The following is a 26,976-nucleotide window of genomic DNA, read 5'->3' on the forward strand; positions in this document are numbered from 1 at the left end:
GTTTAATGATTAAAGTGAATGAAAGGTGGAAATGACTTGAGTGAGAAGACGAGCAGTCTAACGATAGCAGAAAAAGAACGATTTATGCAAGAAGCCATCAGTGAAGCAAAAAAGGCAGGAGCCATTAAAGAAGTACCTATCGGGGCGATTGTTGTATTGGATGGACAAATCATAGGTCGTGGACATAATCTTCGTGAAGAAAGTCAAGATGCTACTGCTCATGCAGAAATGTTTGCCATCAAGCAAGCTTGTGAGGCAATTGATAATTGGCGTTTAGAGCGAGCGCAGTTATTTGTCACCTTAGAACCTTGCCCGATGTGTAGTGGTGCGATGATCCTTTCTAGAGTCAACGAAGTTTATTATGGAGCCGTAGACCCAAAAGGCGGAACAGCGGGAACATTAATGAACTTGTTAGAAGATGAACGCTTTAATCACGTAGCTTATGTAGAATCAGGCATTTTAAAGCAAGAATGCGGGCAACTTCTTTCAAATTTTTTTAAAAAATTACGGGAGGAAAAGAAACTTTTAAAAAATCAACAGAAAGACTAGCCAAGTAACCAAAAATGCGGTATACTAAATCTTGCCGAAAGGCTAGGACAATGGTGGGCTTACGAAGCGTGTCAGATCCGGAAGGAAGCAGCACTAAGTAGGTGCCGCCATGTGTCTGAATTGAATGTGATTATATCAACGTTTCTAGCGATGCTAGAGACGTTTTTTTATTAAAAAATATACTTAGGAAGCACAAAAGAAGCATTGCTAGAATGCTTCTTTTGTGCTATAAACCTATGTTATTTAATTTCTCTACAATGTCAGTTTTTTGCTTTGTCGTAACGTGAGTATAAATCTGTAAAGTTGTCTTTTCATCACTGTGGCCTACACGTTCCATAATAGCTTTTATTGGTACGTTTAACTCAGTAAGTAAAAAGATATGAGAGTGCCTAAAAATATGGCTAGAAAGTTGTTTATTCTTAATTCTATACTTACCTAAATTAGCATTCATTGTTTTTAAAGATCTATTTAATGAATTGACCTGTATAAGTTTGCCGGTTTTACCTACAAAGATATAGTTGCTAGTTAGACTGGATTTACATTTGATTTAGATGATAGTACACCTTATGGGATCAAAACTCACTTGTGGGTTACTCAAAATTGGTTGGGCGATCACACTGATCCTTATAGCTATTTGGCAAGTTGGGGTATTAGTAAAGTGCAGTTGCAACATGATTTGTTTAATGGATTGACAGAGAATGGTACGACCAATCCAACTAAACCAGCACCAACAAAACCTCAAACAGGACAACGAGTTGCGATGTCAGGCGTGTTTACAACAAATCAAAGCTTGCCTGTATCTAGACATACTACAGTTGATAGTGCAGCATTAGCTTGGTATGATCCGTACGAATCAATTGTTTATGATAGTTATGTACAATCTGCTAACTACGTTCGGATCAGTTACATTGATTACGGTGACAGTCGCCGTTATGTTGCTGTTGGTCCTGATGACGGACAGATTGATACGACATTGGGTAGAGGATTTTTTAATTAAATAATTATATTATTTGCAAAATATCAGAAGAAGTAGTAAATTGAAATTACCAATTTCTGACCCTAACATTTTTTCAAGGTACTCACTCCCCAGAGTACTAAACTCCTTTTCCCATCTCTTTTGAGGTGGGATTTTTTGTTTTCTGGAAAATAAAAAAGCAACTACCTTTATTGGCAGTTGCTGCAGAGTGATTGATATTTACATTGTATCTATTCTATCTTTATTAGCAATCAATGGAAATAATTTTAAACAATAAATCGCAGATAGACCTACTAAGACATAAATGATTTTTGCAAGTATTGTAGTTGATCCTCCGAAGATAGTTGCTACTAAATCAAATTCAAAAAGTCCGACTAATAACCAGTTTAATCCCCCGACAATAACCAACGCTAATGCAACAGAATCTAAAGCTTTCATATATATTCCTCCTTCTTTAATATTTTTAAGTATAAGCTATAAACAATAATTTTTCATATACAAAGCTCATGAGAGTTTTCCTTTTGAATAATTTAATTTATATGATAGAATGATTGATTTGTTTTAGCGTTTTTTATGTTAAAATAGCCCTCCTATCAAGGAGGGCTTGTACATAGAATTACGGGAGAGTTGTGACAAGGATTTGACAGAATAGTGGTTGATTATACTTGTTAAAGTTTATTATAATTTAAATATGAGTTGAGATAGAAAAGTAAAGAATTTCAATCTTTTCTGTTGACTACGGTAACAATTCTGTTATTATTAACTTATAAGACGACAATGCTCTCACTGCCGATTGGCCAGATACGTTCTGATGTGGGAGCTCTTTTTATAGGGAGAATAACATGGATAAAGTTCAGGAACATCTAAGTTTTGAAAATCAATTATCGTTATTTGAGAGTAGAGGAATGTTAGTTACTAACAGAGAAAAAGCAGTTAAAAACTTGAAAAGATTAGTTATTATAAATTCAAAGAATTTGCTTTCCCATTATCAAAAGTAGTAACTCTGGAAAATGGAGAAAAAGAACGACAGTACGAAAATGTCGAGTTCGATAATGTATTAACCAGATATTACCAAGATAAAAATTTAAGAGTGTACCTAATGCATGCCATTGAAAAAATAGAAGTTTCCTTGAAAACTAAAGTTGCTTATATTTTAGGGAAAAATTATAAAGCATATGGTTATCTTAACTTTAGTAGTTGGTGCAATCGTGAAGAATACTGCAAGTATTACTTAAAAGAGAAAATTAGATTATCAAGCTCCCATGATATTAAAGACAAGAAAAATTTAAATGCAAACGGATTTCCTACTATTTGGTTAACGGTGGATGTGCTGACTTTTGGGGATATTTTAGTTTTGCTTCAATTGATGTCTAAAAATAACCTCAGGAAATTAGCTTCTTACTATGGCTACACAGCAGAAGAACTCATGTCGTGGCTGTAAGGTTTAAAATTTATTAGAAATATTTGTGCGCATAATTCTAATGTAATTGATTTGAAATTAACTACAACACCTAAAATACGTAACGAGTGGAAACCCTATTTATTTCAGTTTGAAAATAGGAATACTTATTCCAATAGAATTGCTGTGATGTTCTTTATTACTAAGCATTTTATAAAGAGTATAAATGAAAACTATAATTACGAAAATATTGGTAGGTCGTTGTCAATAATAGTTTCAGTAGTGATCAAGGTGCTGTTTTGCTTGGATTTAAGGATAGAAACGCATTTTCCTATTTGTTTCCCAAGCCTCTTCGTAGGAATAATTATAAAAAAATCAAAAAAAGTTAAATACATAATACTTACACCGACCCTAATCGGTCGGTATTTTTGTGCAAAGAAAAAGCCCTCACGATTGCGGGGGCTTGTTTAAGTCTGGTAAACTTTTTATGAAATTAGCATCTGAAGCAGAATATCTTTTTTTAGTCCCGTTTTTATCACCAGAAGTAAATTTAACATCAAAAAAATCACCATCAGAACATATCAAAGCATCTATAATTTTAGCATAACATCCGTCAATAAAGATTTCCTTGTTTAAGTATTGTTTTATGGCTTCGATCATTTTACTCACTTCTTTATTAGATTTTATATTTTCACCATTCGACTTTTCAATCTCATCATCTTCGTTATCAACTATCCATTTTGAAAAAAAATCACTTTTTTCTTTTTTTAGATACCATTGAATAGCCGCCGATGTAATTATTAAAATAAAGAACGAAATAAAAAATATTTTAATTCTATCTTCGGTTTTTTCAGGATTAAAAATATAAATAGAAATTGACCATGCAAAAACAAATTCATAATAAACAAATTTTATCATCTCGAATTTTGTAAGAACATCATCAGTAATTTTTTTACCTTCTATATTTTTTTGAGTAGAAAAAATACGGAGAATTGTTTTTGGAGTACATATAAAAGTAAATAATGTTGTAAGCATAGATATAGAAGCAAAAGTTTCTATACTAATTATTGAAAATATATATGAAATAAAGATTGCGATAAGTATAAAAGATAATTTTATACTCATTCGAGTTAATTTCTGTTTTGTTGAAATGTCTTTTTTTTGTAATGGTCTAGGTAAAAGTGAATTCAGTGAAAGTGAAATAGCTATAGGTAAAAGAAATAAGATCGTGATTGGAGCAATTATAGTTGAAAAGTTAGCAACAAGTTTTAAAAATACATATGGAGATAAAACTGGCATATTAAAATTAAAAGTAAGGGTAAAAATTTTTTGAATACCTACAAGTACAACGCTAAACCAAAATAGAGTAGCTATTAAAAGAAATAAAGATGTTGGAAGAATCGAGAGTAACAATAGTATATATTTATGTTTGAAAAAAGAAACTATTTTTCTTGTAAAAAAAAAGAGTAAGTAAATATTAATTATAAAGAATATAACTCCGCTGAAGAGTTCAAAAACTGTAAGTATTGTAGAGTGAAAATTATTTAAAATATTATTAAAAATAAATACTTCCAGAGCAAGAAATAGTAATAGTGCGAAGGGAAACATACAATAAAAAATTATCTGGTAATGATAGCTGTCTATGCTACCGTCCGAAAGTTTATTTTTAACCTTAAAGTATAACGATTTTAATTTTTGCAATTTTATCATATCCTTTTTTACTAATTATATACTATTTCCTACTAAATCGGCAATCCTATCCTCAACATCCACACTAAGCACCAGCAACCTATACAACTCCGCAGCATCCTCTAAACTCTCAAACTCCCAACGAGCCGCACCACTATTGCTTTGGCTAGTGTGATGATCGGGGCTTTAAAATTATTTATGGGATAGCGAAAATACCGACCCTAACCGGTCAGTATTTTTGACAACTCCATCCACCCACTAAAAACTAAAACAGAACACCTATCTATGCGTTTGTTACAATCATCATGCCGCCCTTTCATCGAGGCGGTTTTTTGTAAAAAATTTATAATTTGATACACCTATAGTGAGGCTATTTATAGAATAAAGTTACAAAATTGTTAGAAGAATACATGGTTAAAATTGTTTCCGTAGTGCTAAACTATACTAAATTAAATTATACGAGGTGAATCACTATGAAGAAAATACTTGGATTGATCGGACTTATTGCATTGTGCGCTATTGGTTACTTTGCTTTTGATTACTACAATCAAACATATAATACTACGGTAGCGTATGCGAAGGTTCCAACTGAGGTTCCTGAAATGTCAGATACTTTGGATATTGATGGTAAAAAGGTAAAAGATACTTACTCTTATAAGTACAAAGTCACGTTCGTGAAAGAAAACGGAGACAAACAAGAGATGGATTTTGAGTTGTCTGGGAAAACCCCAAAACCATTCGAATCAGGGGCATATATTAGAGCAGAAATAAGCAAAGAAAGAGTAAATAATCCAACTCAAATTTCGGAAAATGAAGTTCCGAACAAGGTGAGAAAAGAACTTAGTAAATAAAAATTTAAGCGAAAAGACCCTAGTGTTTGCAAGGGTCTTTTATTGTGTTCGGGAAAATTATAGCAAACTTATCTGATCCATATAAAAACCTCCTTACGTTAAGATACGCAAAGAGGGGAGGAAATTATTTTATGCAATTGATTTTAATGGTTTTAAGACAAACTCGCGTATAAAGCTATCAGGGTTTTTTACTGCAAATTTCTCGATCACAAATTTCTGACGATTATTATAATGACCAAAGGTAGCAACCTCGAACTTCCCGTCCTCAAGTAAAAGAATAAGGTTAGCGAGTTCTTTCTTACTGACAAGGCAATTGACATCAGCGAAAGCGGTATGCAACGTAAAACGCACTAGCATATCGGGGAACAACTTTATTACCCTAATCTTATCTACTACTGCAACATAGCTATTCTTGTTCATGATATTCACCCTCCTCAGCATTTAAGTAAAATATAAATTCATCCAACCCAACCTCATTAATTAGCCTCTGACCACAACCCCATATGTACTTTTGAAATTCTTGGTAGGTCAGTAGACCGGATTCGTATTCATCGATTATATTCACAAGATCACTCCATCTCACTATAATTCCACTGGTCAAATATATATTCCATACGCCTTGTTTCCATTTTAAAATCATCCAGGTTATAAACTTTTTTACTTGATAAAGTCAAATATTGATAGGGGTCAGTATATTCTAAAACAATAAAGTGGTCGATCTTCTCAAGCGTGAAAGCAGCTAAATAGTCTTTTTTCTTTATCTTAGGAAAGGACCATAGATTATAAATCGTTCCCTCTATGTTTAAGCGTTTAGAGGATACTTTTCGAAATGGGACCAGGTGCAACGAGTAAAAATATTGCGCTGGTCGTATATGCTCTTTTAAATGTACAGTTTTTACATATCTCATTATCATCACCTAAGTATATTATACAAACGTTTGTTCTCGTTTGTCTAGCGTGAGATACTTAACCAGTTGTAAAATGATTAGTAAATATGTTAAAAAGATAAAATATTAAGAGAGTGGATTTGAACTATAATATCGTTATTTTAAAAATGAAATTAGGAAGCATAAAAGAATTAAGAAATTTGTAACCATATGTAATTATATTCTTTTTATTAAGATAGGTAAGACGAAGGAAGGCAGATTTTCTAAGGATTTGCAATTATATGTACTTGTTATTTAAAATTAAGTAGGTGTCGCCATGTGTCTGATTAGATGATCGATTTATCAAGGCTTATAGGCCTTTTTTTTGTCTGAAAGTGAAAAATATAACGAGTGTGATCAGGGAATAGACGTGTTAAAATTGAGTGCAGAAGATGTTGTTGAATTAGAACAGGTTACAAAAGTCATTCCTTTTATAACGAGCCAGTAGGGGAAACAAATAAAGAACTGGAATGTATGGCTTATGATTTATTTACTGATCTGGCTGATTCAGGGCATTTTATTTCAGAAGAAGTGTGGATGAGTGAAGTTACTTTATACGCGTATATTGATTTAAAACGATTGTTTCCTCAGGTCAATTAATTTTTTGAAAGAAAATAGTTTTTTACAGATGAAACTATTTTGAAAAATACGTGAAAGTTTTTATACAAAAAAAGAGCATCAGCCATGATTCAATGACTGATGCTCTTTTTTTGAATCTAGAAAACGACTTGGAGGCACTTGCTATTTCAAATTGATTGTTTTTTCACCAAGCTCTTCTCCAGCCATTCCTTGCGTCGCTTTCAAAATGACAGGTGTTTGTGAATCATCTAGATCATAAGAAATAAGTGCTTTGGCTGTACCGCCAGGTTTAATGTCGTCTAGTTGATGTTCGGTGTATTGCGCAAATTTTTCATCTTGTGGAGTCATTCCAACAGTTAATTTATTGAGAACTTCTTCAGCTTCTTGAGTTAATGACATACAAGCAATCCAAACAGTTGAAGCTGAAATTAAATCCTTACTATCGTTTGTTACTTCATAGGTAATGGCCAGTTGCGGTTTTTCTCTAAGTAAATTTTCGTCAGCAGGTAAAACTTCAGTGGATAATATTTTAAGAGTAGCCATATCGATTTTTAAAGTGTCATCTTTAAAATAGACTTTTTCCATATTTTTTTCAGAACTTGAAGAATTATCTGCTTTTTTATCCTCTGTTGATGCTGTATTTCCACCACAAGCAACCAAGGTTGCACAACATAGAGTTAAGACTCCTATACTCACCAATTTTTTCATTCTTATATCCTCACTTTATCAAATAATAGTTACAGAAGACCCTATAAAATAAAAGCGATGTTCTTTTTTATAGGGACATTTTATTCTATACTACCTTGTATCTTGTTAAATAACAAGGTGACTTTTACTAGTAATGTGAGAATTGAAAAAATGCTGATGTTTCGGTCTATTGTTTGTTCCATTTTATAGTTAGTTATCTTTATTAAAAGTACGATGATTGTTCTTTTATCTTTCACAAATGTGATACCTATGATATATTTTGTTAAAAAGGGAAAAAGGAGTAATTGCATGGATGAAGAAAAATTATTAATCAGGATAGCAGAAATGTATTATCAAGAAGATAAAAATCAGAGTCAGATCTCAAAAGAATTAAATATTCACCGTACAACAATCAGTCGATTATTAAAACGATCAAGAGAGGAAGGGATCGTTAAAATTTCGATCAATTATGATCTTTCGGAGACGTATTCGTTGGAGCAAGCCTTAGAGCAACAATTTGGATTACATAAAGCTATTGTTGTACCAATTGCCATTGAGGCAAGTACACAGCAAAAAGAACAAGTGATTGGAAAAGCTGCTGCCGATTATTTATTTGAGCAATTAGAAACGGGGATGAATGTTGGTTTTTCATGGGGACATTCTTTAGCTTCAATGGTGAACGAAATGGGGCATACTGAATCAAAAGATATTGTTTGTCTGCCTATGATTGGCGGCCCATCAGGAAAATTAGCTAGTGAGTATCATGTCAATACTATTGCATACACTGCATCAAAAAAAATGGGGGCTAAAGCATTGATGATTGATGCACCTGCTATTCCTGAAACATTGGAACTTAAAGAGGCTTTGATGAAAAATGCCTTTAATCAGAAATTGCTTCAGTTATGGGAACAATTGGATATAGCGGTTTTCGGTATTGGAAGCCCTCATTTAAGCAAAAAGGATATTTGGCAAGCATTTTATGGTAAAGATATACTTAGTGAATTGGCAGAAAGAGATATCGCAGGAGATATTGTTTCTCATTTTTTTAATAGTGCAGGATTACCAATAGCTAGTGAATTAGATGATCGCATCATTGGCATCACCATTAATCAGTTGAGAGAAACGCCAATAAAGATTGGTATAGCTGAGTCAAAAGAAAAAGCGCAAAGCATTGTGGCTGCATTAAAAGGACAACTCTTGACGACCCTTGTAACTACTGAAGAAACAGCAAAAGAAATCTTGGCACAATCAAGAAAAAAATAATTCATTAAATTTGGTTCAATCAAGTTGAAACCCTAACTTTATAACGTTCTAGAAAACTAAAAAACTTAGTTCTCTAGGACGTTATTTGTGATTTAGGAATAACAAATGTGAAAAAGTGCTTGACATTGTGAAAGCACATACATATAATGAGTTTGTGATATCACATAAGTTAATATTAAATCACGAATGTGAGGAGTGTTCTGATGAGCTGGTTAGAAGTAGAGAAAAAAACGGTTATCGTAACAGGTGGATCTTCAGGTATCGGTGCGGCGATAGTCAAGGAATTGTGTCATTTAGGCGTCAAAGTAGTAAATACAGATTTGCAAGAAGGGACTTTTGAGCATGAAAACCTTTCTTTTATTCAAACGGATGTAACGACACGTGTATCTGTGGAACAAGCTGTTAAATCTACTATAGATATGTTTGGAAAAATTGATGCCTTGGTAAATAATGCGGGAATTAACATTCCAGCGCTGTTGGCAGATACAAATCAATTGGATAGTCCCTATGAATTAAATGACGCACTTTTTGAAAAGATGGTGAATATTAATCAAAAAGGCGTTTATCTAATGAGTCAAGCTGTTAGTCGATACTTAATCAAAGAAGGAGCTGGTGTGATTATCAATATGTCTTCTGAAAGTGGACTTGAGGGTTCAGAAGGACAAAGTTGTTATGCTGCAACTAAAGCGGCAATCAATAGCTTTACTCGTTCTTGGTCAAAAGAATTAGGCAAATTAGGCATTCGAGTAGTAGGGATTGCACCAGGTATTATGGAGGAAACGGGCTTACGGACAGCAAGTTATGAATCCGCTTTAGCTTATACGAGAGGAAAGACAGTGGACGAAATCAGAGCGGGCTACAGTCAAATAAGTACAATTCCACTGGGGAGAAGTGGAAAATTGGTTGAGGTGGCAGATTTAGTCGTTTATTTAATATCAGATCGTTCTAGTTATCTCAGTGGGGTGACAATCAATGTTGCTGGTGGGAAGACGAGGGGGTAACTTGAATGACAAAAGTAGTGCTAGTAGCGCACGGAAAACTTGCTTTAGAGATGAAAAACTCTGCTGAAATGATTTTTGGTCAATTATCTCATTTTTCTGCGATTGAATTTTCCAAGCATGATGGATTAGAAAGCTTGTCTGAAAAAATAATGAAAGACCTTAAAAAATCAAATGAAGAAACGCTGCTTATTACGGATCTTTTCTGCGGCACACCTTACAATGCTAGCTGTAGTATTTGTATGAAAGAACCAACACTGCAGATCGAAGTGATTTCAGGTATGTCATTACCAATGGTGTTGGAAGTAGCGGCTATGATTGATGCAACACCGCTCAGTCAAGTCGTTAACATAGTGAAAGAAGCTGCGGCTGAAACTGTAAAATCATTTAAAGAACAAGTTATTAAAGACGAGGAGAAATTTTGAGATGGAAATAAAATTAGCAAGAATCGATGATCGATTGATCCATGGACAAGTAGCAACTGTTTGGGCTAAAGAAGCAGGAGCTCAACGAATCATCGTTGTTAGCAAAGAAGTAAATGAAGATGAGATCCGCAAAACCTTAGTTAAACAAGCCGCACCTCCAGGGATCAAAGTCAATATTGTTGACGTAGAAAAAGCCATCAAAGTGTATCAAAATCCTAAATACAAAACAGAAACAGTGTTCTATTTATTTACGAATCCTAGCGAAGTTGTAGCATTAGTTAAAGGTGGGGTCCCATTAAAGACAATCAATATCGGCGGTATGCAATTTAGAAATGGTAAAACACAGATCACGAAAGCCATCTCTGTTAGTCAAAGAGATATAGAGGCATTCTATGAGCTGAAAGAATTAGCAGTTACGTTAGATTGCCGTGTTGTTGCAACAGATCCTAAAATCGATTTTGAAGGGAAATTAAAAGAAGCAGTTACGAATTAAGGAGGAGCAAAATGGCGTTATCGATAATTCAAATTGTACTGATTTTTATCTTTTCATGTGTTGCGGGTATGGGGAGTGTTTTAGATGAATTTCAAACCCATCGCCCTTTAATTGCATGTACCATTGTTGGATTGATTTTAGGTGACCTGACAACAGGAATTATTTTAGGTGGAACATTAGAGCTGATTGCTTTAGGTTGGATGAATATTGGCGCGGCACAATCACCAGACTCTGCTTTGGCAAGTGTGATTGCGACAATCTTAGTAGTAGTCGGGCATCAGGACATTCAAGCCGGTATTGCAATTGCTTTGCCAGTGGCCGCAGCAGGCCAAGTTTTAACAGTAATTGCTCGGACGATTACGGTCGCTTTTCAACACGCTGCGGATAAAGAAGCCGAGACGGCAGCTTTTAACAAAATTATTTTTCTTCATTTTAGTGCATTATTTGTTCAAGCGCTACGTGTAGCGATTCCTGCGACGATTGTTGCCATATTTGTTAGTGCGGAAATGGTCAATAAAATGTTGGCAATGATTCCAGAAGTCGTTACAGGTGGGCTGGCAGTTGCTGGCGGCTTTATTGTGGTAGTCGGGTATGCCATGGTTCTAAATATGATGAGTGTAAAATACTTGATGCCATTTTTCTATTTAGGGTTTGTTTTAGGTGGCTATTTGGAATTTAGTTTGCTTTCATTTGGTGTGATTGGTTTAATCATTGCATTGATTTATGTTCAATTGAATCCTAATTTTACTAAGTCACTCACCTTACAACCAAACGAACAGATGGTTTATTCAGGAGCAATTGTTGCAGACGATGAATTAGATGATTAGGGAGGAAAAAAATGGAGACAATAGTGAGCGAAACGATTGAGGAGCAGCCCTTACAATCCGTCATCACAAAAAAAGATTTAATGATGACGTTTGTTTTTTCAAACTTTCAACAAGCATCTTTTAATTATGAACGGATTCACGCACTTGCTTTTTGCGTGGACATGATTCCGACAATCAAGAGAATTTACTATACAAAAGAAGAACAGTCAGAAGCGCTAAAACGACATTTAACATTCTTTAATACAACACCAGCTGTCTGTGGTCCTGTGATTGGTGTAACGATTGCGATGGAAGAAGCCAAAGCAAGTGGCGCTGATATCGATGATGGTACGATCAATAGTTTAAAAGTGGGCTTGATGGGTCCGTTAGCAGGTGTGGGCGATCCCTTAGTTTGGGGGACTCTGCGTCCGATTGCAGCAGCAATCGGTGCCTCACTTGCTTTGTCTGGGAATATTTTGGGTCCTATTCTCTTTTTTATAGCTTTTAATGCCGTTCGTCTGAGCATGAAATGGTTTGGTTTAACTTATGGATTCAGAAAAGGTTTAGACATCGTTAAAGATCTGTCAGGTAATCTTTTGCAGAAATTGACGGAAGGTGCGACCATTTTAGGGCTATTTATCATGGGTGTCCTTGTGACTAAGTGGACAACGATCAATATCCCTTTAGTTGTGTCAAAAACACCTGGACAAGATGGAAAAATGATTGTTACGACAGTTCAAAATGTGTTGGATGATTTAGTTCCTGGGCTGTTAGCCTTAGGATTGACCTTATTAATGATGAAATTATTGAAGAAAAAGGTAAGTCCGATTGTATTGATTTTTGTTTTATTCGCAGTGGGAATTGTAGGGTATGGATTAGGTCTTTTAAATTAAAATAGTTGGAGGTATTTTAGGATGGAAACAAAAGCAGTCCGTTTATATGGAAAAAAAGATTTGCGCTTAGAAGCGTTTGAATTACCTGAAATTAAAGAGGATGAAATTTTGGCCTCTGTTGTGACAGATAGTATTTGCATGTCTACATGGAAACTGGCTAATCAAGGTCAAGAACACAAAAAGGCACCGCAAGATTTAGAGAACAACCCAATTATTATTGGACATGAGTTTTGCGGTGAGATCTTAGAAGTGGGTAGTAAATGGCAAGGGAAATACCAAGCAGGAGAGCGCTACGTAGTACAAGCAAACCTTCAATTGCCAGATCGTCCAGATTGTCCAGGATATTCCTATGCCTATACAGGAGGAGATGCAACGTACATCATTTTATCGCGAGATGTTATGGAGCAGGACTGCTTAATTCCATATAAAGGAGAGACTTACTTTGAAGGCTCATTGATCGAACCTTTATCATGTGTGATTGGCGCATTTGAAGCAAATTATCATTTGATTGAAGGCTCTTATGAACATAGAATGGGAATCAAATCAGATGGTCATCTACTAATTATGGGCGGTACCGGTCCAATGGGCTTATTAGCAATCGATTATGCCTTGCATGGGCCGACCACACCTAAAAAAATTGTGATCACGGATATGAGTGACGAAAAATTAAAACGTGCTGAAAAATTATATCCAAGTCAAAATGGTATTGAAGTGACATATCTCAATGTAAAAGAGTTAGAAAATCAAGTTGAGGTGCTAAAACAAACGGTTTCTGGAGGATTTGATGATATTTTTGTAATGGTTCCTGTTTCGGACGTTGTCGCGGATGCTTCTAAATTACTGAACCCAGATGGCTGTCTGAACTTCTTTGCAGGGCCGCAAGACAAATCATTTTCAGCGCCAATCAATTTCTATGATGTACATTATTCATTCACTCATTATGTTGGAACTTCAGGTGGAAATACAGAGGACATGCGCAAGGCTGTTGAACTGATTGAAACAAAACAAGTAAAAGTTGCCAATGTCGTCACGCATATTTTAGGGTTGGATGCGGTAGCCGAGACAACCTTGCATCAACCAGAAATTGGTGGAGGGAAGAAGTTAGTTTACACACATTTGTCTTCTAAATTACTTCCATTAGCGGAAATGGAAAACCATAATGCTCAATTAGCTGATATCCTTCACAAGACTGATGGTATTTGGAGTAAAGAAGCAGAAGAATATGTACTAAAGAATTTTAATAGAATTTAAAATATACAAGGAAAGTCATTCGTAAAATACGAGGCTTTCCTTTTTTAGGGTTAAAAGCTATGGCTTTCATAAAGTTTTTTGCTACCATAATTTTTTTGACTATACCTGCAAATGAATAGATGAAAACATTATTGTATCGCTGACTATAAATAAAATTGTACTTATAATAATTATCAGCGCAAAAAAAGTCGAATTATTTATAATTTTGATAAATACTTCTTTTTTCTATCATAGGTTTAGATGAATAAGGTATAATGAATAGATAGAAAGAAACAAGATTTGGGGGATTGGAAAATGGAAAGAGTAACCAAAAAAAAAGGAAATAAACCAGTTATCATAGTGATTAGCGCTGCCGCAGCTGTAATAGTTTTGGCGGGAGGTTATTTTGCTTATAGTTCGTGGCAGAAAAATCAAGAGTTGAATAAAGCAGAAAAATCGGCGAAGTCTTTTTTAAACTATCTTTCAAAACAAGAATTTGAGCAATTACCTGAATTACTAAATGAAACTTCTGTAAAAGAAAGTGGTTATGATGATGCCAAAGTTGTAGAAAAATACCAAACGATTTTTTCTGGTATTCAAGCGCAAGGAATCAAGAGCAAAAACATCAAAGTCACCCAAGAAAAAGAAGGAAAATACACATTTACTTACAATTTAGAGATGACTACGCCACTTGGCAATCTGACAGATTTATCCTATAAAACAACGATCCAAAAGGATACTGACACATATAAAATCAACTGGGCGCCTAATCTGATTTTCCCTGAAATGACAGGACAAGACAAAATTTCGATTGGGGTAGATGCAGCAAACCGAGGAGAAATCATCGATCGCAATGGAGAAGGCTTAGCTGTCAACCAAGCTTTTGATCAAGTGGGCATTGTACCTGGGAAACTAGGAGACGGACAAGAAAAAACGAATAATATCAAAGCATTTAGTGATCAGTTCAAGATTTCTGTAGATGAAATCGAACAAAAACTCAAGCAATCATGGGTCCAAGCGGATTCTTTCGTACCGTTAACAGTCTCTTTTGAACCAGTTACGACTTTGCCTAAAGGAGCTGCCTCTCAGGATGCGACTGTTCGTTATTATCCATTGAAGGAAGCAGCTGCGCAATTGGTTGGCTATGTTGGCACAATCACAGCAGAGGACATTGAGAAAGACCCAACTTTAAGTAGTAATGGCGTTGTTGGGAAAGTTGGTTTAGAGCAGGCTTATGATAAACAATTAAGAGGACAAGACGGCGGTAGTATCACGATTACTCAGGAAGACGGTACACCAAAAAGTGTCCTTCAGCAAGTGGATAAAAAGGATGGCGAAAAAATCCAGTTGACGATTGATAAGAATGTACAATCTCAAGCCTATAACATTTTCAATAATCGTCCAGGAAGTGCTGTGATCATGGCCCCTCAACAAGGCGATTTATTAGCAGCAGCTAGTTCACCATCCTTTGATCCAAATAAGATGGCGAATGGCATTTCTCAAACGGATTATGATGCATATGCAACCAATGAAAACTTACCATTTACTGCCCGATTTGCGACAGGATATGCGCCTGGATCGACCTTTAAGACAATCACCGGCGGAATTGGCTTAGATGCCGGCACCTTAAAACCAGAAGAAGAAATTGCAATCAATGGCTTGAAATGGCAAAAAGATGCATCTTGGGGGGATTACTTCGTGACCCGAGTTAAAGAAGCTAGCCCAGTAAATTTAAGAACAGCATTAGTCAATTCTGATAATATTTATTTTGCAGAACAAACCTTACGGATGGGTGAAGAAACATTTAGAACAGGTCTGGACAAATTTATCTTTGGCGAAAAACTAGATTTGTCGATCCCGATGAATCCAGCACAAATCTCAAATGAAGATAAATTTAATTCGGAAATTTTATTGGCAGATACAGGATATGGTCAAGGACAACTGTTAGTGACACCGATTCAACAGGCTGCTATGTATACTGTTTTCCAAAATGAAGGGAAACTTGTTTATCCGAAAATTGAACTGAATAAAGAAACAAAAGTGAAAGAAAATGTGATCAGTGCAAATGCAGCGAATACAATTGTGACTGATTTGTTAGGTAGCGTAGAAGATGAAACGGGATACGTTCATAATATGTATAATCCAGATTTCTCCTTAGCAGCCAAAACTGGAACTGCCGAAATCAAAGAGAAGCAAGATACAGTCGGGAAAGAAAATAGCTTTCTTTTAGCGATGGATCGCAGTAATAATAAATTCTCTGCGATGATCATGGTAGAAGATTCTCGAAAAAATGATACGGCAACCAATATCAGCAAACCGTTGATTGATTATTTAGAAGCGAATAACAACTAATCAATCAAGCGAGAGGTAAAGCGCAACAAGCGATTTTGCCTCTTTTTGCTTTTAATCCTTCGTGTTTTTACGAAAGAATAAAAATATGCTACAATAGACCAACTAGATGATGAAAGAAAGGGACTTTTTTGTGCGGATTTTAGCAATCGATACCTCGAATCAAACGTTGGCAGTTGCAGTTTGTGAAGAGAAGAAACTATTAGGACAATATACAATCACCGTAAAACAAAACCATAGCTTAACCTTGATGCCTACGATCACACGATTAGTAAAAGATATTGGGTTGACACCTACTGACATTGATCGAATCGTTGTGGCTCAAGGACCAGGTTCTTATACAGGCTTACGAATCGGTGTAACGACAGCGAAAACACTTGCGTATACACTAAAGAAAGAATTAGTTGGTGTTTCAAGTTTAAAGACCTTAGCTGCCAATTGTGTGCGGATTGAAGGCCCCATTATTCCAGTATTTGATGCCCGAAGAAATAATGTTTATACTGGGGCTTATGAATATGTTGATGGCAAGCTGAAGATGATCAAAGCAGATCGCCATATTGCAATAGACGTGTGGTTAAAAGAATTAAAAGAATTTGAACAAGTTTATTTCGTTGGAGAAGATGTTGAAAAATTCCGTGTTCAAATCGAATCAGTATTACCCCATGCACAGATCAATCCAATTACTCAGTGGCAAATTCCCAGTGGTGTGACTCTTGCGGAAATTGGTGGAGAAGCGGAGCCAGAACCAGAAATTCACCACTTTTTGCCTAATTATTTAAAACGTGTGGAAGCAGAAGAAAATTGGCTAAAAGAACATACATCAGAGGTAGAAAATTATGTTGAAAAAATTTAATCTTTTTCATAGTATTCTAGGAAAATTCTTTAAAAATCGACCCTATGATGCCAGAACGGTCGAAATTTCAAAGCAAGAATATTTTATACGTGCAATTGTACTTGATGATATCAAAGATCTTCTTTCGATTGAAAGAGAAGTCTATGCTGGGGAATTACCTTGGACAAAAACAGCATTTTTGATGGAACTTCAAGCAGCAGAGCCGCACTTATATTTACTTATTCAAAAGGATGAGCAAACGATTGGTTTTGTTGGATGTCGGATATTTGGTAAAGATGCGCACATTACAAATGTCGCTGTTTTGACTCAATATCAAGGAAATGGAATTGGTAGTTTTTTGATCAGAGAGGTCCAGGAATTTGCAAGAGTCAACGATTGTCAAACAATTTCTTTAGAAGTAAGGATCAGCAATAAAAATGCTCAACGTGTATATCGGAAACTGGGTTTTGTTTCGAATACGATCAAACCAGCCTATTATTCGGAAAATAAAGAAGATGCATTAGAAATGATGTTACACTTAAAAGAAGAGTGAAAGATGTATTATTCAAAAGAACAATTATCAGTAAATCAGGCGGCGGAAAAACTTTGGACTTTAAGCAATCAGTCATACAGTGATGGTTCGCCGTGGTCCCTAGAACAATTTAGCCTTGACTTAACTCAAAAAACGAGTGATTATCTTGTGCTGATCGACCAAGAACAATGGCTTGGTTTTGTCAGTTATCACTTGGTTTTAGATGAAGTGGAGATCACTCATGTTGTGATCAACAAAGATTTTCAACACCAAGGGTATGGTAGTCGATTAATCGATCAACTGATCCAACGCTTTGTTGAACAAAACGTTTCTCAGGCTTTTTTAGAAGTACGTGTGTCTAATTCAAACGCACAAAAATTATATGAAAAAAAAGGATTCAAACCCATCAACCGTCGAAAAAATTATTATAGTCATCCTAAAGAAGACGGAGTGGTCATGTGTTTAACTGTTAAGGAAGTGAAAATGAGTCAATGACTTTTTTTAATAAGGAAAGAAAATTAATACTCGCTATTGAAAGTAGTTGTGATGAGACGAGTGTTGCCATTATTGAAGATGGTTCCCTGATATTGTCGAATGTCGTAGCTTCTCAAGTCAAAAGTCATCAGCGTTTTGGCGGTGTGGTGCCAGAGGTGGCTAGTCGTCATCATGTGGAAGAGATTACATTATGTATTGAAGACGCTTTGACAACAGCGGATGTCAAACCCAGTGAATTGAGTGGGGTTGGTGTTACTTATGGCCCAGGCTTGGTTGGGGCGTTATTGATTGGGATTTCGGCTGCTAAAGCATTTGCTTGGGCACACGATTTACCGTTGATTCCAGTGAATCATATGGCTGGCCATATTTATGCAGCCCAATTTGTAGAACCGTTGCAATTTCCCTTAATGGCACTATTAGTGAGTGGCGGTCATACAGAACTGGTTTACATGAAAGAAACAGGCTCATTTGAAATCGTCGGCGAAACACGAGATGATGCAGCTGGTGAAGCGTATGATAAAGTGGGTAGAGTTTTAGGATTAAGCTATCCGAGTGGGAAAGAAATCGATAACTTAGCGCATCAAGGTCAAGATACTTATCAATTTCCACGAGCAATGATTAAGGAAGATAATTATGATTTTAGTTTTAGCGGGTTGAAAAGTTCCTTCATCAATACAGTTCATAATGCGCAGCAACGAGATGAGGAATTAGTGATTCAAGACTTAGCGGCAAGTTTTCAGGAGAGTGTCATTGACGTTTTAGTAGCCAAAACAATTCGTGCTTGCCAAGAGTATCCAATTAAGCAGCTAGTGATGGCCGGTGGTGTCGCAGCGAATCAAGGCTTACGTGATCGGCTAAGAGCAGAAGTTACAAAAAAACTACCAGGAGTAACCTTTATTGTGCCACCGCTTAGATTATGTGGTGACAATGCGGCGATGGTCGGAGCTGCGGCTTTTGTTGAAGCAGAAAAGGGTCATTTTGCCGATTATCAATTAAATGCTGATCCTAGTTTGACCTTTATGACTATTAAAGAGTAAAAATCAACAACCAAACACTAGGCATAGCGATAAATATTTGCTATAATAAATCCAGTTTCATATTGATTCATTGAAAAAGAGAGTACTTCATTAGAATTAACCAAGCGATTTCGGGAGGGTGAAAGCCGAAGATAATCAAATGAAGGAAACGCACTTTGGAGAATCTGCATAGGCAGACGGTTATCTACCGTTACTAGATTAAGAGGGTTCATCTTTTGCAAAGAATGAACAATTAGAGTGGTACCGCGGGAAAATCTCGTCTCTGGTGTTTTTTAACACTAGAGACTTTTTTGTTGTTCATCACTCCACTTTGTGTGATCTCATCAATTTATAAGAGCTAAAGCTCTAAAAATCGAAGGAGTACGATTGGCATAGCTAGAGTGGAGGATGAAGAATAGTTGAAAAATAAAGTGAGAGAAGTTACCTTTTAAACAATATAATCAACCATCAGGAGGATATTTATGAACAACAAAGAAATCGTAGCAAAAGCCATTTTTGAAGTGGTAAAAGAAGACCTATCATTAGAAACAGTTACAGAATTATTGGAAAATCCTAAATCTGCCGATCATGGAGACGTTGCTTTTCCAGCCTTTTCATTAGCTAAAGTATACCGCAAAGCACCGCAACAAATTGCGGCTGATCTAGCAGAGAAAATTGGTGGAACAGACTTTGAAAAAATTGAAGTAGTTGGACCTTATTTGAACTTTTTCATGAATAAAAAAATGGTCAGTCAAACAGTCATCGGCCAAATTGCAAAAGAAAAAGGACATTACGGAGATAGTTCGATCGGTGAAAAGGGAAACGTCCCGATTGATATGTCGTCACCTAATATCGCTAAACCAATTTCGATGGGACATCTGCGCTCGACTGTTATTGGGAATTCGATTGCTTTTATTCTTGAAAAAATCGGCTACACCCCGATTCGCATCAATCACTTAGGCGATTGGGGCACTCAATTTGGTAAGTTGATCGTGGCTTACAAAAAATGGGGTTCTGAAGAGGCTGTTAGAACGGCACCTATCACTGAATTATTACGTCTATATGTGCACTTTCATGAAGAAGCTGAAACACAACCTGAACTAGATGAACAAGCTCGTGCTTGGTTTAAACGACTAGAAGAAGGCGATGCACAAGCAACAGAACTATGGCAATGGTTCCGTACAGAATCGTTGAAAGAGTTTGACAAAATATATGCAATGCTGGAAGTTTCGTTTGATTCTTATAATGGAGAAGCTTTCTACAATGATAAAATGACTGAAATCGTTACAATGTTAGAAGAAAAACATTTATTACAAGAAAATCAAGGAGCAGAAATCGTTGATTTATCTGCTTATGATTTGAATCCAGCATTGATCAAAAAATCAGATGGGGCCACGCTTTATATTACACGGGATTTAGCTGCGGCTGTTTATCGCAAACGGACATATGATTTTGCAAAAGCAGTCTACGTTGTAGGGAATGAGCAAAGTAATCACTTCAAACAATTGAAAGCTGTTTTAAACGAACTTGGATTTGATTGGTCTAAAGATATGCATCATATTCCATTTGGATTGATTACTCAAGGTGGTAAAAAATTATCAACTCGTAAAGGGAAAATTGTTTTATTAGAAGAGGTATTAAACGAAGCAGTTGAACTAGCAAATCAGCAAATTATGGAAAAAAATCCTGATTTGCCAAATCGCGAAGAAGTGGCTAGACAAGTGGGGATCGGTTCAGTTATTTTCCATGATTTGAAAAATGATCGCTTGAATAATTTTGACTTCGCCTTAGAGGAAGTTGTTCGTTTTGAAGGGGAAACAGGCCCCTATGTGCAATATACTCATGCACGTGCAATGAGTATATTAAGGAAAGCTGATTTTACGATTGATGAGACAAAAGAATATGCCTTAGATGATAAAGAGAGCTGGGAAGTGATCAAGTTATTGCAAAAATTCCCAGAAGTTGTTATCCAAGCAGCTGATAAATATGAACCATCAGTGATTGCAAAACATGCGATCCAAGTTGCACAAGCCTTTAACAAATACTATGCTCATGTTAAAATTTTAGCTGACGATGAACAAAAAGAATCACGTTTAGCTTTAGTTTATGCCATGGCAACAATTATCAAGGAAGATTTAAGATTGCTTGGTTTACATGCGCCAAATGAAATGTAATCTGATCTATTGATTAAAGATTGATTTAAGAATAATCGCCTCTAATTGTCGTAAATGAATACAACAATTAGAGGCGATTATATTAATTTATCCAAGTTTGTTGCATTTGATCTAATAGATCGATGACGTCTTTTGTTAAAAAAAGTGATTGATTCGGTAATGTTCCTTCGATCATTTTGATCATGTTTGTAATTTCATAATTCAATGCTTCGTTAGTATCACCTGAAATGATTGTTTCCACCGTTCCATCATTAAAATAGACTTTTGCTTCATCTGCGCGTGGGTATTCGTTGATCACAATATACGCTTCTTCAAAAGCTACAATCCCTTGCTTAGGCATTTTTGCTTGAAAACTTAAGGAAACAGTTGCCATTTCCTGTACGTCATTTTGTAGAATCGTTGCTGATTGCTCATCTACACCAGTTGAAAATGGCTGCATAACTGAAGCTATGACCTTAGGCTGAGCAGTAAAGAACCAACGAACAAAAGATACTGCATATGTTCCAATATCCAAAAGAGCACCGCCAGCTAAATCTGGATTAAAGAAGCGATTGTTAGGGTCAGGCTCTTTATAGCTACCAAAAGGTGCTTGAATCATTTTTAATTTACCAAAACGATTCGCATCAATCAGGCTTTTCAATTCGTGATATAAAGGCATATTGAAAATCGTCATCGCCTCGGCCAGTATCAACCCTTTTTCTTCAGCCAATCTTATTGCTACGGTCAATTCTTCACTGTTCATCGTGATGGCTTTCTCGCAAAGAACGTGTTTACCAGCTTCCAATGCTTTTAAAATATGTGAAATATGTTGTCGATTAGGTACAGCAATATAGATAATATCGATCAAGTCGTCAGCTAATAATTCTTCAAATGATCCATAGGCTGTAGAAATAGCATGTTCCTTAGCAAATGTTTGCGCTTTTGTTAAGGTTCTAGATGCAACCGCAGCGATACGGCTGTTCTCTTGGTGGAAACTATTCGCAAAGCTGGCTGCGATATCTCCAAGTCCAATGATGCCCCAGTTGTATTGTTTCATAATGATTCCTCCTAATTTTAGAAGCGGATGGTTTAATCCAGCTACTGAGTAAAGTAATTTTTGGTTGATGCTGAACAAACGTATCAGGTTGGGAAACTCAGTAATTTTATTATACATGAGAAGTTGGAAATGAAGGGATATTTTGATTAGAAGTCTGAAGATGTTTGATTATTTATCGGGAAAAATTGAATGTTTCTTAAAAAAATAGAAATAAGTGATCCAAAGAGATGCATTTTTCGGATATTTTCAGTAAAATAAGGAAAGGAGGCGAAAGTCATGCACCAAATGTATATAGATATTCTTATTGATGCAATTATTGAGCAATTTGAAACAGAAGAAAAATTTTATACAGACTATCTCCAAACCTCAAAAGAAAATTGGGATAACTGGAAAAAAGGTAGAGTCAATTTAACGAGTGAGCAAATGCAAAAAGTAAAAAACTTATTTTCTGATTATGAATGGATGTTGACACAAAAAATATTACGTCAAACCGTTCTGTTCCCAGAAAAAAGAAATATTGCTGTTTCAGAATACAAACGTTTAAAAACACTAATCGCTAAAAAATGGCTGCAATCAGGAGCTGGTATTGCTGAGTTGATTCCATCAAAAGCAAACCATGAAGAAAAAGAACAAGCATTTATTGATTTAAAAGTCACGCTGTCTTACGGTGAATGGGGATTTGATGATATTGTCACTTTCCGATTGCCAGCTACCTTACAAGGACAATTAGAAGGCTCAAAAGTAGAATTGCTTGATTGGGTAAATGAAAATTTGATGGGTACTTACGTTGGTGAATAAGGAAGTAAGGGAGTTTTTTTTTGAAACAAATTTTAGGTATTTTATCGGTTATCATAGTACTAGGTGCTGTAATTTTTGTCTTATTTGGTCATCCAGCCTCAAAAGATAAAAATAATAATACAAATGAGAGCACCGAAGAAACAAGTACAACCGTTTCAACCAGTATATCTACGTCTGAAATACAAATGAAAACATCGACAACTATGACTACAACAGCTATTGATTGATTGTATGAAAAAAAACTGATATAATCAGTCAGCCATTATCCTAAACTAAGAAGGATTAATACGGAAACGAATACAAAACAAAGTAGGGAATGTATGAATAGTCAAAGGTATAAGAAGAAAAAAATAAGAAAAACTAATTTACCAATGCTTTTTGCAGGATTACTGATCGTTGGTATAGCGTTTGTTTTTTCAATCAATGTATTATCAGACAGCTCAAAAACAATAGAAGAAACTGCTCAGCAAAAAGAAGAAGTATCAAAAGAACAGTTTATCGATCGAATAAGCCCTCATGCGAAAGAATTGCAAGCGTCTTATGGTGTTTTACCCAGTATTATTATAGGTCAAGGCATTTTAGAATCAAATTGGGGACAGAGTACTCTTGCTTCAAAGTATAACAACTTATTTGGGATCAAAGCGTATGGTGACCAAAAAAAAATCAATCTTGAGACTAGAGAATACATCAATGAAGAATGGATTGTGATTCAGGGAGATTTTAGAGTTTACAATACCTGGGAAGAATCAATGGACGATCACACGCGTTTATTTGTTAATGGTGTGACATGGAATCCCCGACTGTATGAAAATGTCCTTTTAGCGAAAAACTATAAACAGGCTGCACGCGCATTACAAGAGGCCGGCTATGCAACAGATCCTACGTATGCAGATAAGGTGATTCACGTGATCGAGAGTTATGATCTCAATCAATATGATCATTGATCAATGAAGTAAAAAGGAGTGGTGGGAATGGATGAAAAGTGGGTACCAGAAATTGTTACACCTTTGAAACAAGACATTGTACAAGTACCGAAAGTAATCAAAAAGGCCAGTGGTATTCGGATTTTTGGGAAAAAAATCAAATCAATTATTTTTACGACTGATATTGCTATTATTCGAAACACAGATGCAAACGCAGTAATCGCTGTGTATCCTTTTACACCGCATCCAGCGATTACTAAAAGTATTATTGAAGCCGCAGACATCCCTGTTTTTTCAGGTGTAGGTGGTGGACTGACACAAGGACAACGCTCTGCATATATGAGCTTGTTTGCAGAAGCACAAGGATCGATCGGCGTCGTGTTAAACGGCCCCACACCTATTGAGACCGTAGAGATGGTTTGTGAGGTCGTAGATATTCCGGTGGTCAGTACAGTCACTTCGATTCATACGCCTATTGATGAAAAAATAACAGCGGGTGTTACGATGATCAATATTAGTGCTGGTAAAGACACTGCTAAAACAGTTAAGTTTTTCCGAGATAAATATCCTGAATTACCAATTATTGCAACAGGCGGGCCAACAGATGAATCAATCACTGAAACAATTGCTGCCGGAGCGAATGCAATTACATATACGCCGCCTAGTAATGGTGAGCTTTTCAGTCATAAAATGGACAAATATCGCAGTTTGGAAAAAAAGAATGATCATTAAGATTGTTCGTATTGTGATAAAAATGTAGGAAATGAAATTGATTACAAATAAGGATTCGATAGATACTCTGAGAATTTCAACGGAATTCATTTTTTTCATTGAAATTTTCAGAGTTTTGTACTATTGTATACTAATACAAGAAGCTTATATATGGTCATAATATGGTTGACCGTTTCTACCCAACACCGTAAACGTTGGTCTATAAGTGAAAAAGAGTCTTTGACCTTTTTTGCTTATGCAGAAAAGGTCTTTTTGTTTTTTTATAAGCATCAACCCTATAAAAATTGATGAAGGAGTCGGAAAAAGTGGAAGAATTAGTACAACGAATCAAAGAAGATGGTCGAGTTTTAGGAGAAGGTGTCTTAAAGGTAGATAGTTTTGTTACCCATCAAGTCGATCCTAATCTAATGGAAGCAATCGGCTATCGCTTTGCAGAGGTATTTGCAAAATCGGGTATTACAAAAGTTGTGACGATCGAAGCATCGGGGATTGCACCTGCGCTTTTTGCAGCTAAAAAATTAGAAGTGCCAATGATTTTTGCCCGCAAAGCAAAAAGCTTAACAATGGATGAAGAATTATTGACTTCTTCTGTTTATTCGTTTACTAAACAAGTAACTAGCCAAATTTCTATTTCAAGAAAATTTTTATCAAGCGAAGATAATGTGTTGATCATTGATGACTTTTTAGCGAACGGTCAAGCGGCGAAGGGCTTAGTCGAATTGTGCCAACAAGCTGGTGCAACAGTTGATGGGATCGGGATTGTCATTGAGAAATCTTTCCAAGATGGACGAGATTTATTAGAAAAAATGGACTTACGTGTTGTGTCGTTAGCACGTATTGCCTCATTGAATAATGGTGCAGTTGAATTTCTTGAAGGGGATGCATAAACTTGGAAAGTAAAGAGAATCAAAAAGGACAAATCCAGCAAAGTGAAACTGGAAATGGAAAAGCAGCTGTTTTAGGATTGCAGCATTTATTAGCCATGTATGCTGGAGCCGTAGCAGTACCGTTATTGATTGGAACAGGTTTAAATTTTAATTCCGAACAAATGACCTATTTGATTTCAATCGATATTTTTATGTGTGGTATTGCAACATTGCTGCAGCTGACTGTAAATAAATTCTTCGGTATCGGCTTACCAGTAGTGCTTGGTTGTGCTATACAAGCAGTAGCGCCATTGATCATGATCGGTAGCGATAAAGGAATTGGAGCGATTTACGGCTCGATCATTGCTTCTGGTATTTTTGTGGTCTTAGTATCAGGTATATTTTCAAAAATCAAAAAATTGTTTCCGCCTTTAGTAACTGGAACTGTGATTACTGTTATCGGTTTAACGCTGATACCTGTTGCTGTTGAAAAGATGGGGGGAGGATTAGCTACTGATCCTGCTTTTGGAGATAGTACGAGCTTACTTTTAGCTTTTGTAACAATTGCTTTGATCATTGTGATTCAGGTTTGGGGTAAAGGCTTCATCAAATCAATTGCGGTTTTAGTTGGTTTAGTTGCTGGGACTGTCCTTGCGGCAATTTTAGGTCAAGTTGATTTAGCACCAGTTGGAGAAGCAACATGGTTTCATTTCCCTCAACCTTTTTATTTTGGTACACCGACTTTTGATATTTCTTCAATCATCTTGATGATCATTATTTCGATTGTTAGCATGGTGGAATCAACAGGTGTCTATTTTGCTTTAGGTGATATCACCGGCAAGCGAATCGGGGAAGAAGAATTGAAAAAAGGCTATCGTGCAGAAGGTTTAGCTGTTATTTTAGGCGGTATCTTTAACACGTTCCCTTATACCGGATTTTCTCAGAATGTTGGATTAGTACAGCTTTCAGGAATCAAAACACGACGCCCCATCTACTATTCGGCATTTTTTCTGATCGCTTTAGGGTTGCTGCCTAAGGTTGGCGCAGTTGCTCAAATCATCCCAGAACCAGTATTGGGTGGCGGAATGTTAGTGATGTTCGGTATGGTAGCCGTTCAGGGGATGCGGATGTTATCGAAGGTAGATTATAATAACGACAAAAATTTATTGATCATTGCGATTTCAATTGGTTTTGGACTAGGCTTTAATATGATACCGACATTATTCCAACATATGCCAGAAACGGTAAGAATGTTTACTGGAAATGGGATCGTGATGAGTAGTTTGACAGCAATTATTTTAAATTTATTGTTCAACGGTCTAAAAAGTGAAACGTGAGTCGAGTAATGAGTGTAGAGAAAAACCGGAGTTTGTTTCGGTTTTTCTTTTTTGTCGCTCTATTCCGAACGTTTATATTAAAAATAAATTTAATATTCGATTTTATTTTGACACGCTCTTAT

The 26,976-nt window shown here is 35.9% G+C and carries 31 protein-coding genes, 1 other RNA gene, 1 riboswitch and 1 other annotated feature; of the genes, 25 read left to right on the forward strand and 7 right to left on the reverse strand.

Annotation, left to right across the window (positions count from 1 at the left end):
* The first annotated feature begins 18 nt into the window (after positions 1-18).
* Both tadA and ffs read left to right on the forward strand, forming a co-directional pair.
* Complete coding sequence (gene tadA, locus IGJ50_RS06855; protein ID WP_069640867.1) at positions 19-549, forward strand: tRNA adenosine(34) deaminase TadA; 531 nt, start codon at positions 19-21, stop codon at positions 547-549.
* Between the two features lie 40 nt (positions 550-589).
* Positions 590-674: signal recognition particle sRNA small type (gene ffs / locus IGJ50_RS06860), an RNA gene on the forward strand.
* Between the two features lie 101 nt (positions 675-775).
* Here the strand turns inward: ffs and IGJ50_RS06865 are convergent.
* Positions 776-1,096, reverse strand: a complete 321-nt coding sequence (locus IGJ50_RS06865; protein ID WP_429950046.1) for a tyrosine-type recombinase/integrase — start codon at positions 1,094-1,096, stop codon at positions 776-778.
* 36 nt (positions 1,097-1,132) lie between these two features.
* On the opposite strand from IGJ50_RS06865, the gene IGJ50_RS06870 reads away from it, so the two are divergent.
* On the forward strand, positions 1,133-1,546 hold the full coding sequence (locus tag IGJ50_RS06870; protein WP_069640865.1) for an SH3 domain-containing protein: 414 nt from the start codon (positions 1,133-1,135) through the stop codon (positions 1,544-1,546).
* Positions 1,547-1,744: 198 nt separating this feature from the next.
* Here the strand turns inward: IGJ50_RS06870 and IGJ50_RS06875 are convergent, their stop codons facing one another.
* Entirely contained in the window at positions 1,745-1,963 is a 219-nt protein-coding gene (locus IGJ50_RS06875) for a DUF378 domain-containing protein (protein WP_069640864.1), read from the reverse strand.
* A 404-nt stretch (positions 1,964-2,367) separates the two neighbouring features.
* Between IGJ50_RS06875 and IGJ50_RS06880 the strand changes: the two genes are divergently transcribed.
* Both IGJ50_RS06880 and IGJ50_RS06885 read left to right on the forward strand, forming a co-directional pair.
* Positions 2,368-2,523, forward strand: coding sequence for a hypothetical protein (locus IGJ50_RS06880; RefSeq protein ID WP_429949608.1), 156 nt, complete (start codon positions 2,368-2,370; stop codon positions 2,521-2,523).
* The gene (locus IGJ50_RS06885) at positions 2,475-2,966 is read left to right on the forward strand and encodes an Abi family protein (RefSeq protein WP_429950047.1); all 492 of its coding nucleotides are present in this window, start codon (positions 2,475-2,477) and stop codon (positions 2,964-2,966) included. The genes IGJ50_RS06880 and IGJ50_RS06885 overlap by 49 nt, the downstream gene beginning before the upstream one ends.
* A gap of 405 nt (positions 2,967-3,371) precedes the next feature.
* Here IGJ50_RS06885 and IGJ50_RS06890 read toward each other — a convergent pair whose 3' ends face one another.
* Positions 3,372-4,625: a hypothetical protein gene (locus IGJ50_RS06890; RefSeq protein ID WP_429949610.1), complete on the reverse strand. Its 1,254-nt coding sequence runs from the start codon at positions 4,623-4,625 to the stop codon at positions 3,372-3,374.
* Between the two features lie 461 nt (positions 4,626-5,086).
* Between IGJ50_RS06890 and IGJ50_RS06895 the strand changes: the two genes are divergently transcribed.
* Complete coding sequence (locus IGJ50_RS06895; protein WP_207120544.1) at positions 5,087-5,464, forward strand: YxeA family protein; 378 nt, start codon at positions 5,087-5,089, stop codon at positions 5,462-5,464.
* Between the two features lie 129 nt (positions 5,465-5,593).
* Here IGJ50_RS06895 and IGJ50_RS06900 read toward each other — a convergent pair whose 3' ends face one another.
* The 3 genes from IGJ50_RS06900 to IGJ50_RS06910 form a co-directional block, all read right to left on the reverse strand.
* A complete protein-coding gene (locus tag IGJ50_RS06900; protein WP_429949611.1) occupies positions 5,594-5,884 on the reverse strand; it encodes a hypothetical protein in 291 nt (96 codons plus the stop codon).
* Positions 5,871-6,047, reverse strand: coding sequence for a hypothetical protein (locus IGJ50_RS06905; protein WP_429949612.1), 177 nt, complete (start codon positions 6,045-6,047; stop codon positions 5,871-5,873). Before IGJ50_RS06905 ends, IGJ50_RS06900 begins: the two co-directional genes overlap by 14 nt.
* Positions 6,048-7,131: 1,084 nt before the next feature.
* On the reverse strand, positions 7,132-7,677 hold the full coding sequence (locus IGJ50_RS06910; protein WP_207120541.1) for a DUF5067 domain-containing protein: 546 nt from the start codon (positions 7,675-7,677) through the stop codon (positions 7,132-7,134).
* Positions 7,678-7,965: 288 nt separating this feature from the next.
* Between IGJ50_RS06910 and IGJ50_RS06915 the strand changes: the two genes are divergently transcribed.
* The 13 genes from IGJ50_RS06915 to argS all read left to right on the forward strand — a co-directional run bounded on the left by IGJ50_RS06915 (position 7,966) and on the right by argS (position 21,162).
* The gene (locus IGJ50_RS06915; protein WP_429949614.1) at positions 7,966-8,919 is read left to right on the forward strand and encodes a sugar-binding transcriptional regulator; all 954 of its coding nucleotides are present in this window, start codon (positions 7,966-7,968) and stop codon (positions 8,917-8,919) included.
* Between the two features lie 203 nt (positions 8,920-9,122).
* A complete protein-coding gene (locus IGJ50_RS06920; protein ID WP_429949616.1) occupies positions 9,123-9,920 on the forward strand; it encodes an SDR family oxidoreductase in 798 nt (265 codons plus the stop codon).
* 5 nt (positions 9,921-9,925) lie between these two features.
* Positions 9,926-10,342, forward strand: coding sequence for a PTS sugar transporter subunit IIA (locus IGJ50_RS06925; protein ID WP_429949618.1), 417 nt, complete (start codon positions 9,926-9,928; stop codon positions 10,340-10,342).
* 1 nt (position 10,343) lies between these two features.
* The gene (locus IGJ50_RS06930; RefSeq protein WP_069640856.1) at positions 10,344-10,835 is read left to right on the forward strand and encodes a mannose/fructose/sorbose PTS transporter subunit IIB; all 492 of its coding nucleotides are present in this window, start codon (positions 10,344-10,346) and stop codon (positions 10,833-10,835) included.
* Between the two features lie 11 nt (positions 10,836-10,846).
* Positions 10,847-11,662 carry a PTS mannose/fructose/sorbose transporter subunit IIC gene (locus IGJ50_RS06935; RefSeq protein WP_069640855.1) on the forward strand — a complete coding sequence of 272 codons (816 nt, stop codon included), beginning with the start codon at positions 10,847-10,849 and terminating at the stop codon, positions 11,660-11,662.
* 11 nt (positions 11,663-11,673) lie between these two features.
* The gene (locus tag IGJ50_RS06940) at positions 11,674-12,534 is read left to right on the forward strand and encodes a mannose/fructose/sorbose PTS transporter subunit IID (protein ID WP_069640854.1); all 861 of its coding nucleotides are present in this window, start codon (positions 11,674-11,676) and stop codon (positions 12,532-12,534) included.
* A gap of 21 nt (positions 12,535-12,555) precedes the next feature.
* Positions 12,556-13,785: a zinc-binding dehydrogenase gene (locus IGJ50_RS06945; RefSeq protein ID WP_429949621.1), complete on the forward strand. Its 1,230-nt coding sequence runs from the start codon at positions 12,556-12,558 to the stop codon at positions 13,783-13,785.
* 294 nt (positions 13,786-14,079) lie between these two features.
* Entirely contained in the window at positions 14,080-16,116 is a 2,037-nt protein-coding gene (locus IGJ50_RS06950; protein WP_207120538.1) for a penicillin-binding transpeptidase domain-containing protein, read from the forward strand.
* A gap of 130 nt (positions 16,117-16,246) precedes the next feature.
* Complete coding sequence (gene tsaB, locus IGJ50_RS06955) at positions 16,247-16,966, forward strand: tRNA (adenosine(37)-N6)-threonylcarbamoyltransferase complex dimerization subunit type 1 TsaB (protein WP_207120557.1); 720 nt, start codon at positions 16,247-16,249, stop codon at positions 16,964-16,966.
* Positions 16,950-17,498, forward strand: coding sequence for a ribosomal protein S18-alanine N-acetyltransferase (gene rimI, locus IGJ50_RS06960; protein ID WP_069640850.1), 549 nt, complete (start codon positions 16,950-16,952; stop codon positions 17,496-17,498). The genes tsaB and rimI (IGJ50_RS06960) overlap by 17 nt, the downstream gene beginning before the upstream one ends.
* A 3-nt stretch (positions 17,499-17,501) precedes the next feature.
* A complete protein-coding gene (rimI, locus tag IGJ50_RS06965) occupies positions 17,502-17,972 on the forward strand; it encodes a ribosomal protein S18-alanine N-acetyltransferase (RefSeq protein WP_207120537.1) in 471 nt (156 codons plus the stop codon).
* A complete protein-coding gene (gene tsaD / locus IGJ50_RS06970) occupies positions 17,969-19,009 on the forward strand; it encodes a tRNA (adenosine(37)-N6)-threonylcarbamoyltransferase complex transferase subunit TsaD (protein ID WP_069640848.1) in 1,041 nt (346 codons plus the stop codon). The genes rimI (IGJ50_RS06965) and tsaD overlap by 4 nt, the downstream gene beginning before the upstream one ends.
* A 61-nt stretch (positions 19,010-19,070) precedes the next feature.
* Positions 19,071-19,276, forward strand: a binding site (T-box leader).
* Positions 19,277-19,470: 194 nt separating this feature from the next.
* Entirely contained in the window at positions 19,471-21,162 is a 1,692-nt protein-coding gene (argS, locus tag IGJ50_RS06975) for an arginine--tRNA ligase (protein WP_069640847.1), read from the forward strand.
* Between the two features lie 82 nt (positions 21,163-21,244).
* Here argS and IGJ50_RS06980 read toward each other — a convergent pair whose 3' ends face one another.
* Complete coding sequence (locus tag IGJ50_RS06980) at positions 21,245-22,198, reverse strand: Gfo/Idh/MocA family protein (RefSeq protein WP_207120535.1); 954 nt, start codon at positions 22,196-22,198, stop codon at positions 21,245-21,247.
* A gap of 276 nt (positions 22,199-22,474) precedes the next feature.
* On the opposite strand from IGJ50_RS06980, the gene IGJ50_RS06985 reads away from it, so the two are divergent.
* The 6 genes from IGJ50_RS06985 (at position 22,475) to IGJ50_RS07010 (ending at position 26,854) form a co-directional block, all read left to right on the forward strand.
* Positions 22,475-22,996 (forward strand): hypothetical protein, encoded by a 522-nt coding sequence (locus IGJ50_RS06985; RefSeq protein WP_069640845.1) that lies wholly within the window; start codon positions 22,475-22,477, stop codon positions 22,994-22,996.
* 20 nt (positions 22,997-23,016) lie between these two features.
* Positions 23,017-23,223, forward strand: coding sequence for a hypothetical protein (locus IGJ50_RS06990; protein ID WP_069640844.1), 207 nt, complete (start codon positions 23,017-23,019; stop codon positions 23,221-23,223).
* A gap of 93 nt (positions 23,224-23,316) precedes the next feature.
* Positions 23,317-23,940, forward strand: coding sequence for a glycoside hydrolase family 73 protein (locus IGJ50_RS06995; protein ID WP_069640843.1), 624 nt, complete (start codon positions 23,317-23,319; stop codon positions 23,938-23,940).
* A gap of 27 nt (positions 23,941-23,967) precedes the next feature.
* Positions 23,968-24,651 (forward strand): hydrolase, encoded by a 684-nt coding sequence (locus IGJ50_RS07000; protein WP_069640842.1) that lies wholly within the window; start codon positions 23,968-23,970, stop codon positions 24,649-24,651.
* 124 nt (positions 24,652-24,775) lie between these two features.
* A riboswitch (purine riboswitch) is annotated at positions 24,776-24,873 on the forward strand.
* A gap of 83 nt (positions 24,874-24,956) precedes the next feature.
* Positions 24,957-25,538: a xanthine phosphoribosyltransferase gene (locus tag IGJ50_RS07005; RefSeq protein WP_069640841.1), complete on the forward strand. Its 582-nt coding sequence runs from the start codon at positions 24,957-24,959 to the stop codon at positions 25,536-25,538.
* Between the two features lie 2 nt (positions 25,539-25,540).
* The gene (locus IGJ50_RS07010) at positions 25,541-26,854 is read left to right on the forward strand and encodes a nucleobase:cation symporter-2 family protein (RefSeq protein ID WP_429949627.1); all 1,314 of its coding nucleotides are present in this window, start codon (positions 25,541-25,543) and stop codon (positions 26,852-26,854) included.
* Positions 26,855-26,976 lie beyond the last annotated feature (122 nt).

This window comes from Enterococcus sp. AZ101, assembly GCF_050499005.1.
Lineage (GTDB): Bacteria > Bacillota > Bacilli > Lactobacillales > Enterococcaceae > Enterococcus_L > Enterococcus_L ureilyticus.

Excerpts from the sequence above, each read along its gene's own strand:
- tadA (WP_069640867.1), top strand. The coding sequence starts at position 19 with ATGAAAGGTGGAAATGACTTGAGTGAGAAGACGAGCAGTCTAACGATA.
- IGJ50_RS06875 (WP_069640864.1), bottom strand. The coding sequence starts at position 1,963 with ATGAAAGCTTTAGATTCTGTTGCATTAGCGTTGGTTATTGTCGGGGGA.
- IGJ50_RS06880 (WP_429949608.1), top strand. The coding sequence starts at position 2,368 with ATGGATAAAGTTCAGGAACATCTAAGTTTTGAAAATCAATTATCGTTA.
- IGJ50_RS06895 (WP_207120544.1), top strand. The coding sequence starts at position 5,087 with ATGAAGAAAATACTTGGATTGATCGGACTTATTGCATTGTGCGCTATT.
- IGJ50_RS06900 (WP_429949611.1), bottom strand. The coding sequence starts at position 5,884 with ATGAACAAGAATAGCTATGTTGCAGTAGTAGATAAGATTAGGGTAATA.
- IGJ50_RS06910 (WP_207120541.1), bottom strand. The coding sequence starts at position 7,677 with ATGAAAAAATTGGTGAGTATAGGAGTCTTAACTCTATGTTGTGCAACC.
- IGJ50_RS06915 (WP_429949614.1), top strand. The coding sequence starts at position 7,966 with ATGGATGAAGAAAAATTATTAATCAGGATAGCAGAAATGTATTATCAA.
- IGJ50_RS06920 (WP_429949616.1), top strand. The coding sequence starts at position 9,123 with ATGAGCTGGTTAGAAGTAGAGAAAAAAACGGTTATCGTAACAGGTGGA.
- IGJ50_RS06925 (WP_429949618.1), top strand. The coding sequence starts at position 9,926 with ATGACAAAAGTAGTGCTAGTAGCGCACGGAAAACTTGCTTTAGAGATG.
- IGJ50_RS06930 (WP_069640856.1), top strand. The coding sequence starts at position 10,344 with ATGGAAATAAAATTAGCAAGAATCGATGATCGATTGATCCATGGACAA.
- IGJ50_RS06935 (WP_069640855.1), top strand. The coding sequence starts at position 10,847 with ATGGCGTTATCGATAATTCAAATTGTACTGATTTTTATCTTTTCATGT.
- IGJ50_RS06940 (WP_069640854.1), top strand. The coding sequence starts at position 11,674 with ATGGAGACAATAGTGAGCGAAACGATTGAGGAGCAGCCCTTACAATCC.
- IGJ50_RS06945 (WP_429949621.1), top strand. The coding sequence starts at position 12,556 with ATGGAAACAAAAGCAGTCCGTTTATATGGAAAAAAAGATTTGCGCTTA.
- IGJ50_RS06950 (WP_207120538.1), top strand. The coding sequence starts at position 14,080 with ATGGAAAGAGTAACCAAAAAAAAAGGAAATAAACCAGTTATCATAGTG.
- rimI (WP_069640850.1), top strand. The coding sequence starts at position 16,950 with ATGTTGAAAAAATTTAATCTTTTTCATAGTATTCTAGGAAAATTCTTT.
- rimI (WP_207120537.1), top strand. The coding sequence starts at position 17,502 with ATGTATTATTCAAAAGAACAATTATCAGTAAATCAGGCGGCGGAAAAA.
- tsaD (WP_069640848.1), top strand. The coding sequence starts at position 17,969 with ATGACTTTTTTTAATAAGGAAAGAAAATTAATACTCGCTATTGAAAGT.
- argS (WP_069640847.1), top strand. The coding sequence starts at position 19,471 with ATGAACAACAAAGAAATCGTAGCAAAAGCCATTTTTGAAGTGGTAAAA.
- IGJ50_RS06980 (WP_207120535.1), bottom strand. The coding sequence starts at position 22,198 with ATGAAACAATACAACTGGGGCATCATTGGACTTGGAGATATCGCAGCC.
- IGJ50_RS06985 (WP_069640845.1), top strand. The coding sequence starts at position 22,475 with ATGCACCAAATGTATATAGATATTCTTATTGATGCAATTATTGAGCAA.
- IGJ50_RS06995 (WP_069640843.1), top strand. The coding sequence starts at position 23,317 with ATGAATAGTCAAAGGTATAAGAAGAAAAAAATAAGAAAAACTAATTTA.
- IGJ50_RS07000 (WP_069640842.1), top strand. The coding sequence starts at position 23,968 with ATGGATGAAAAGTGGGTACCAGAAATTGTTACACCTTTGAAACAAGAC.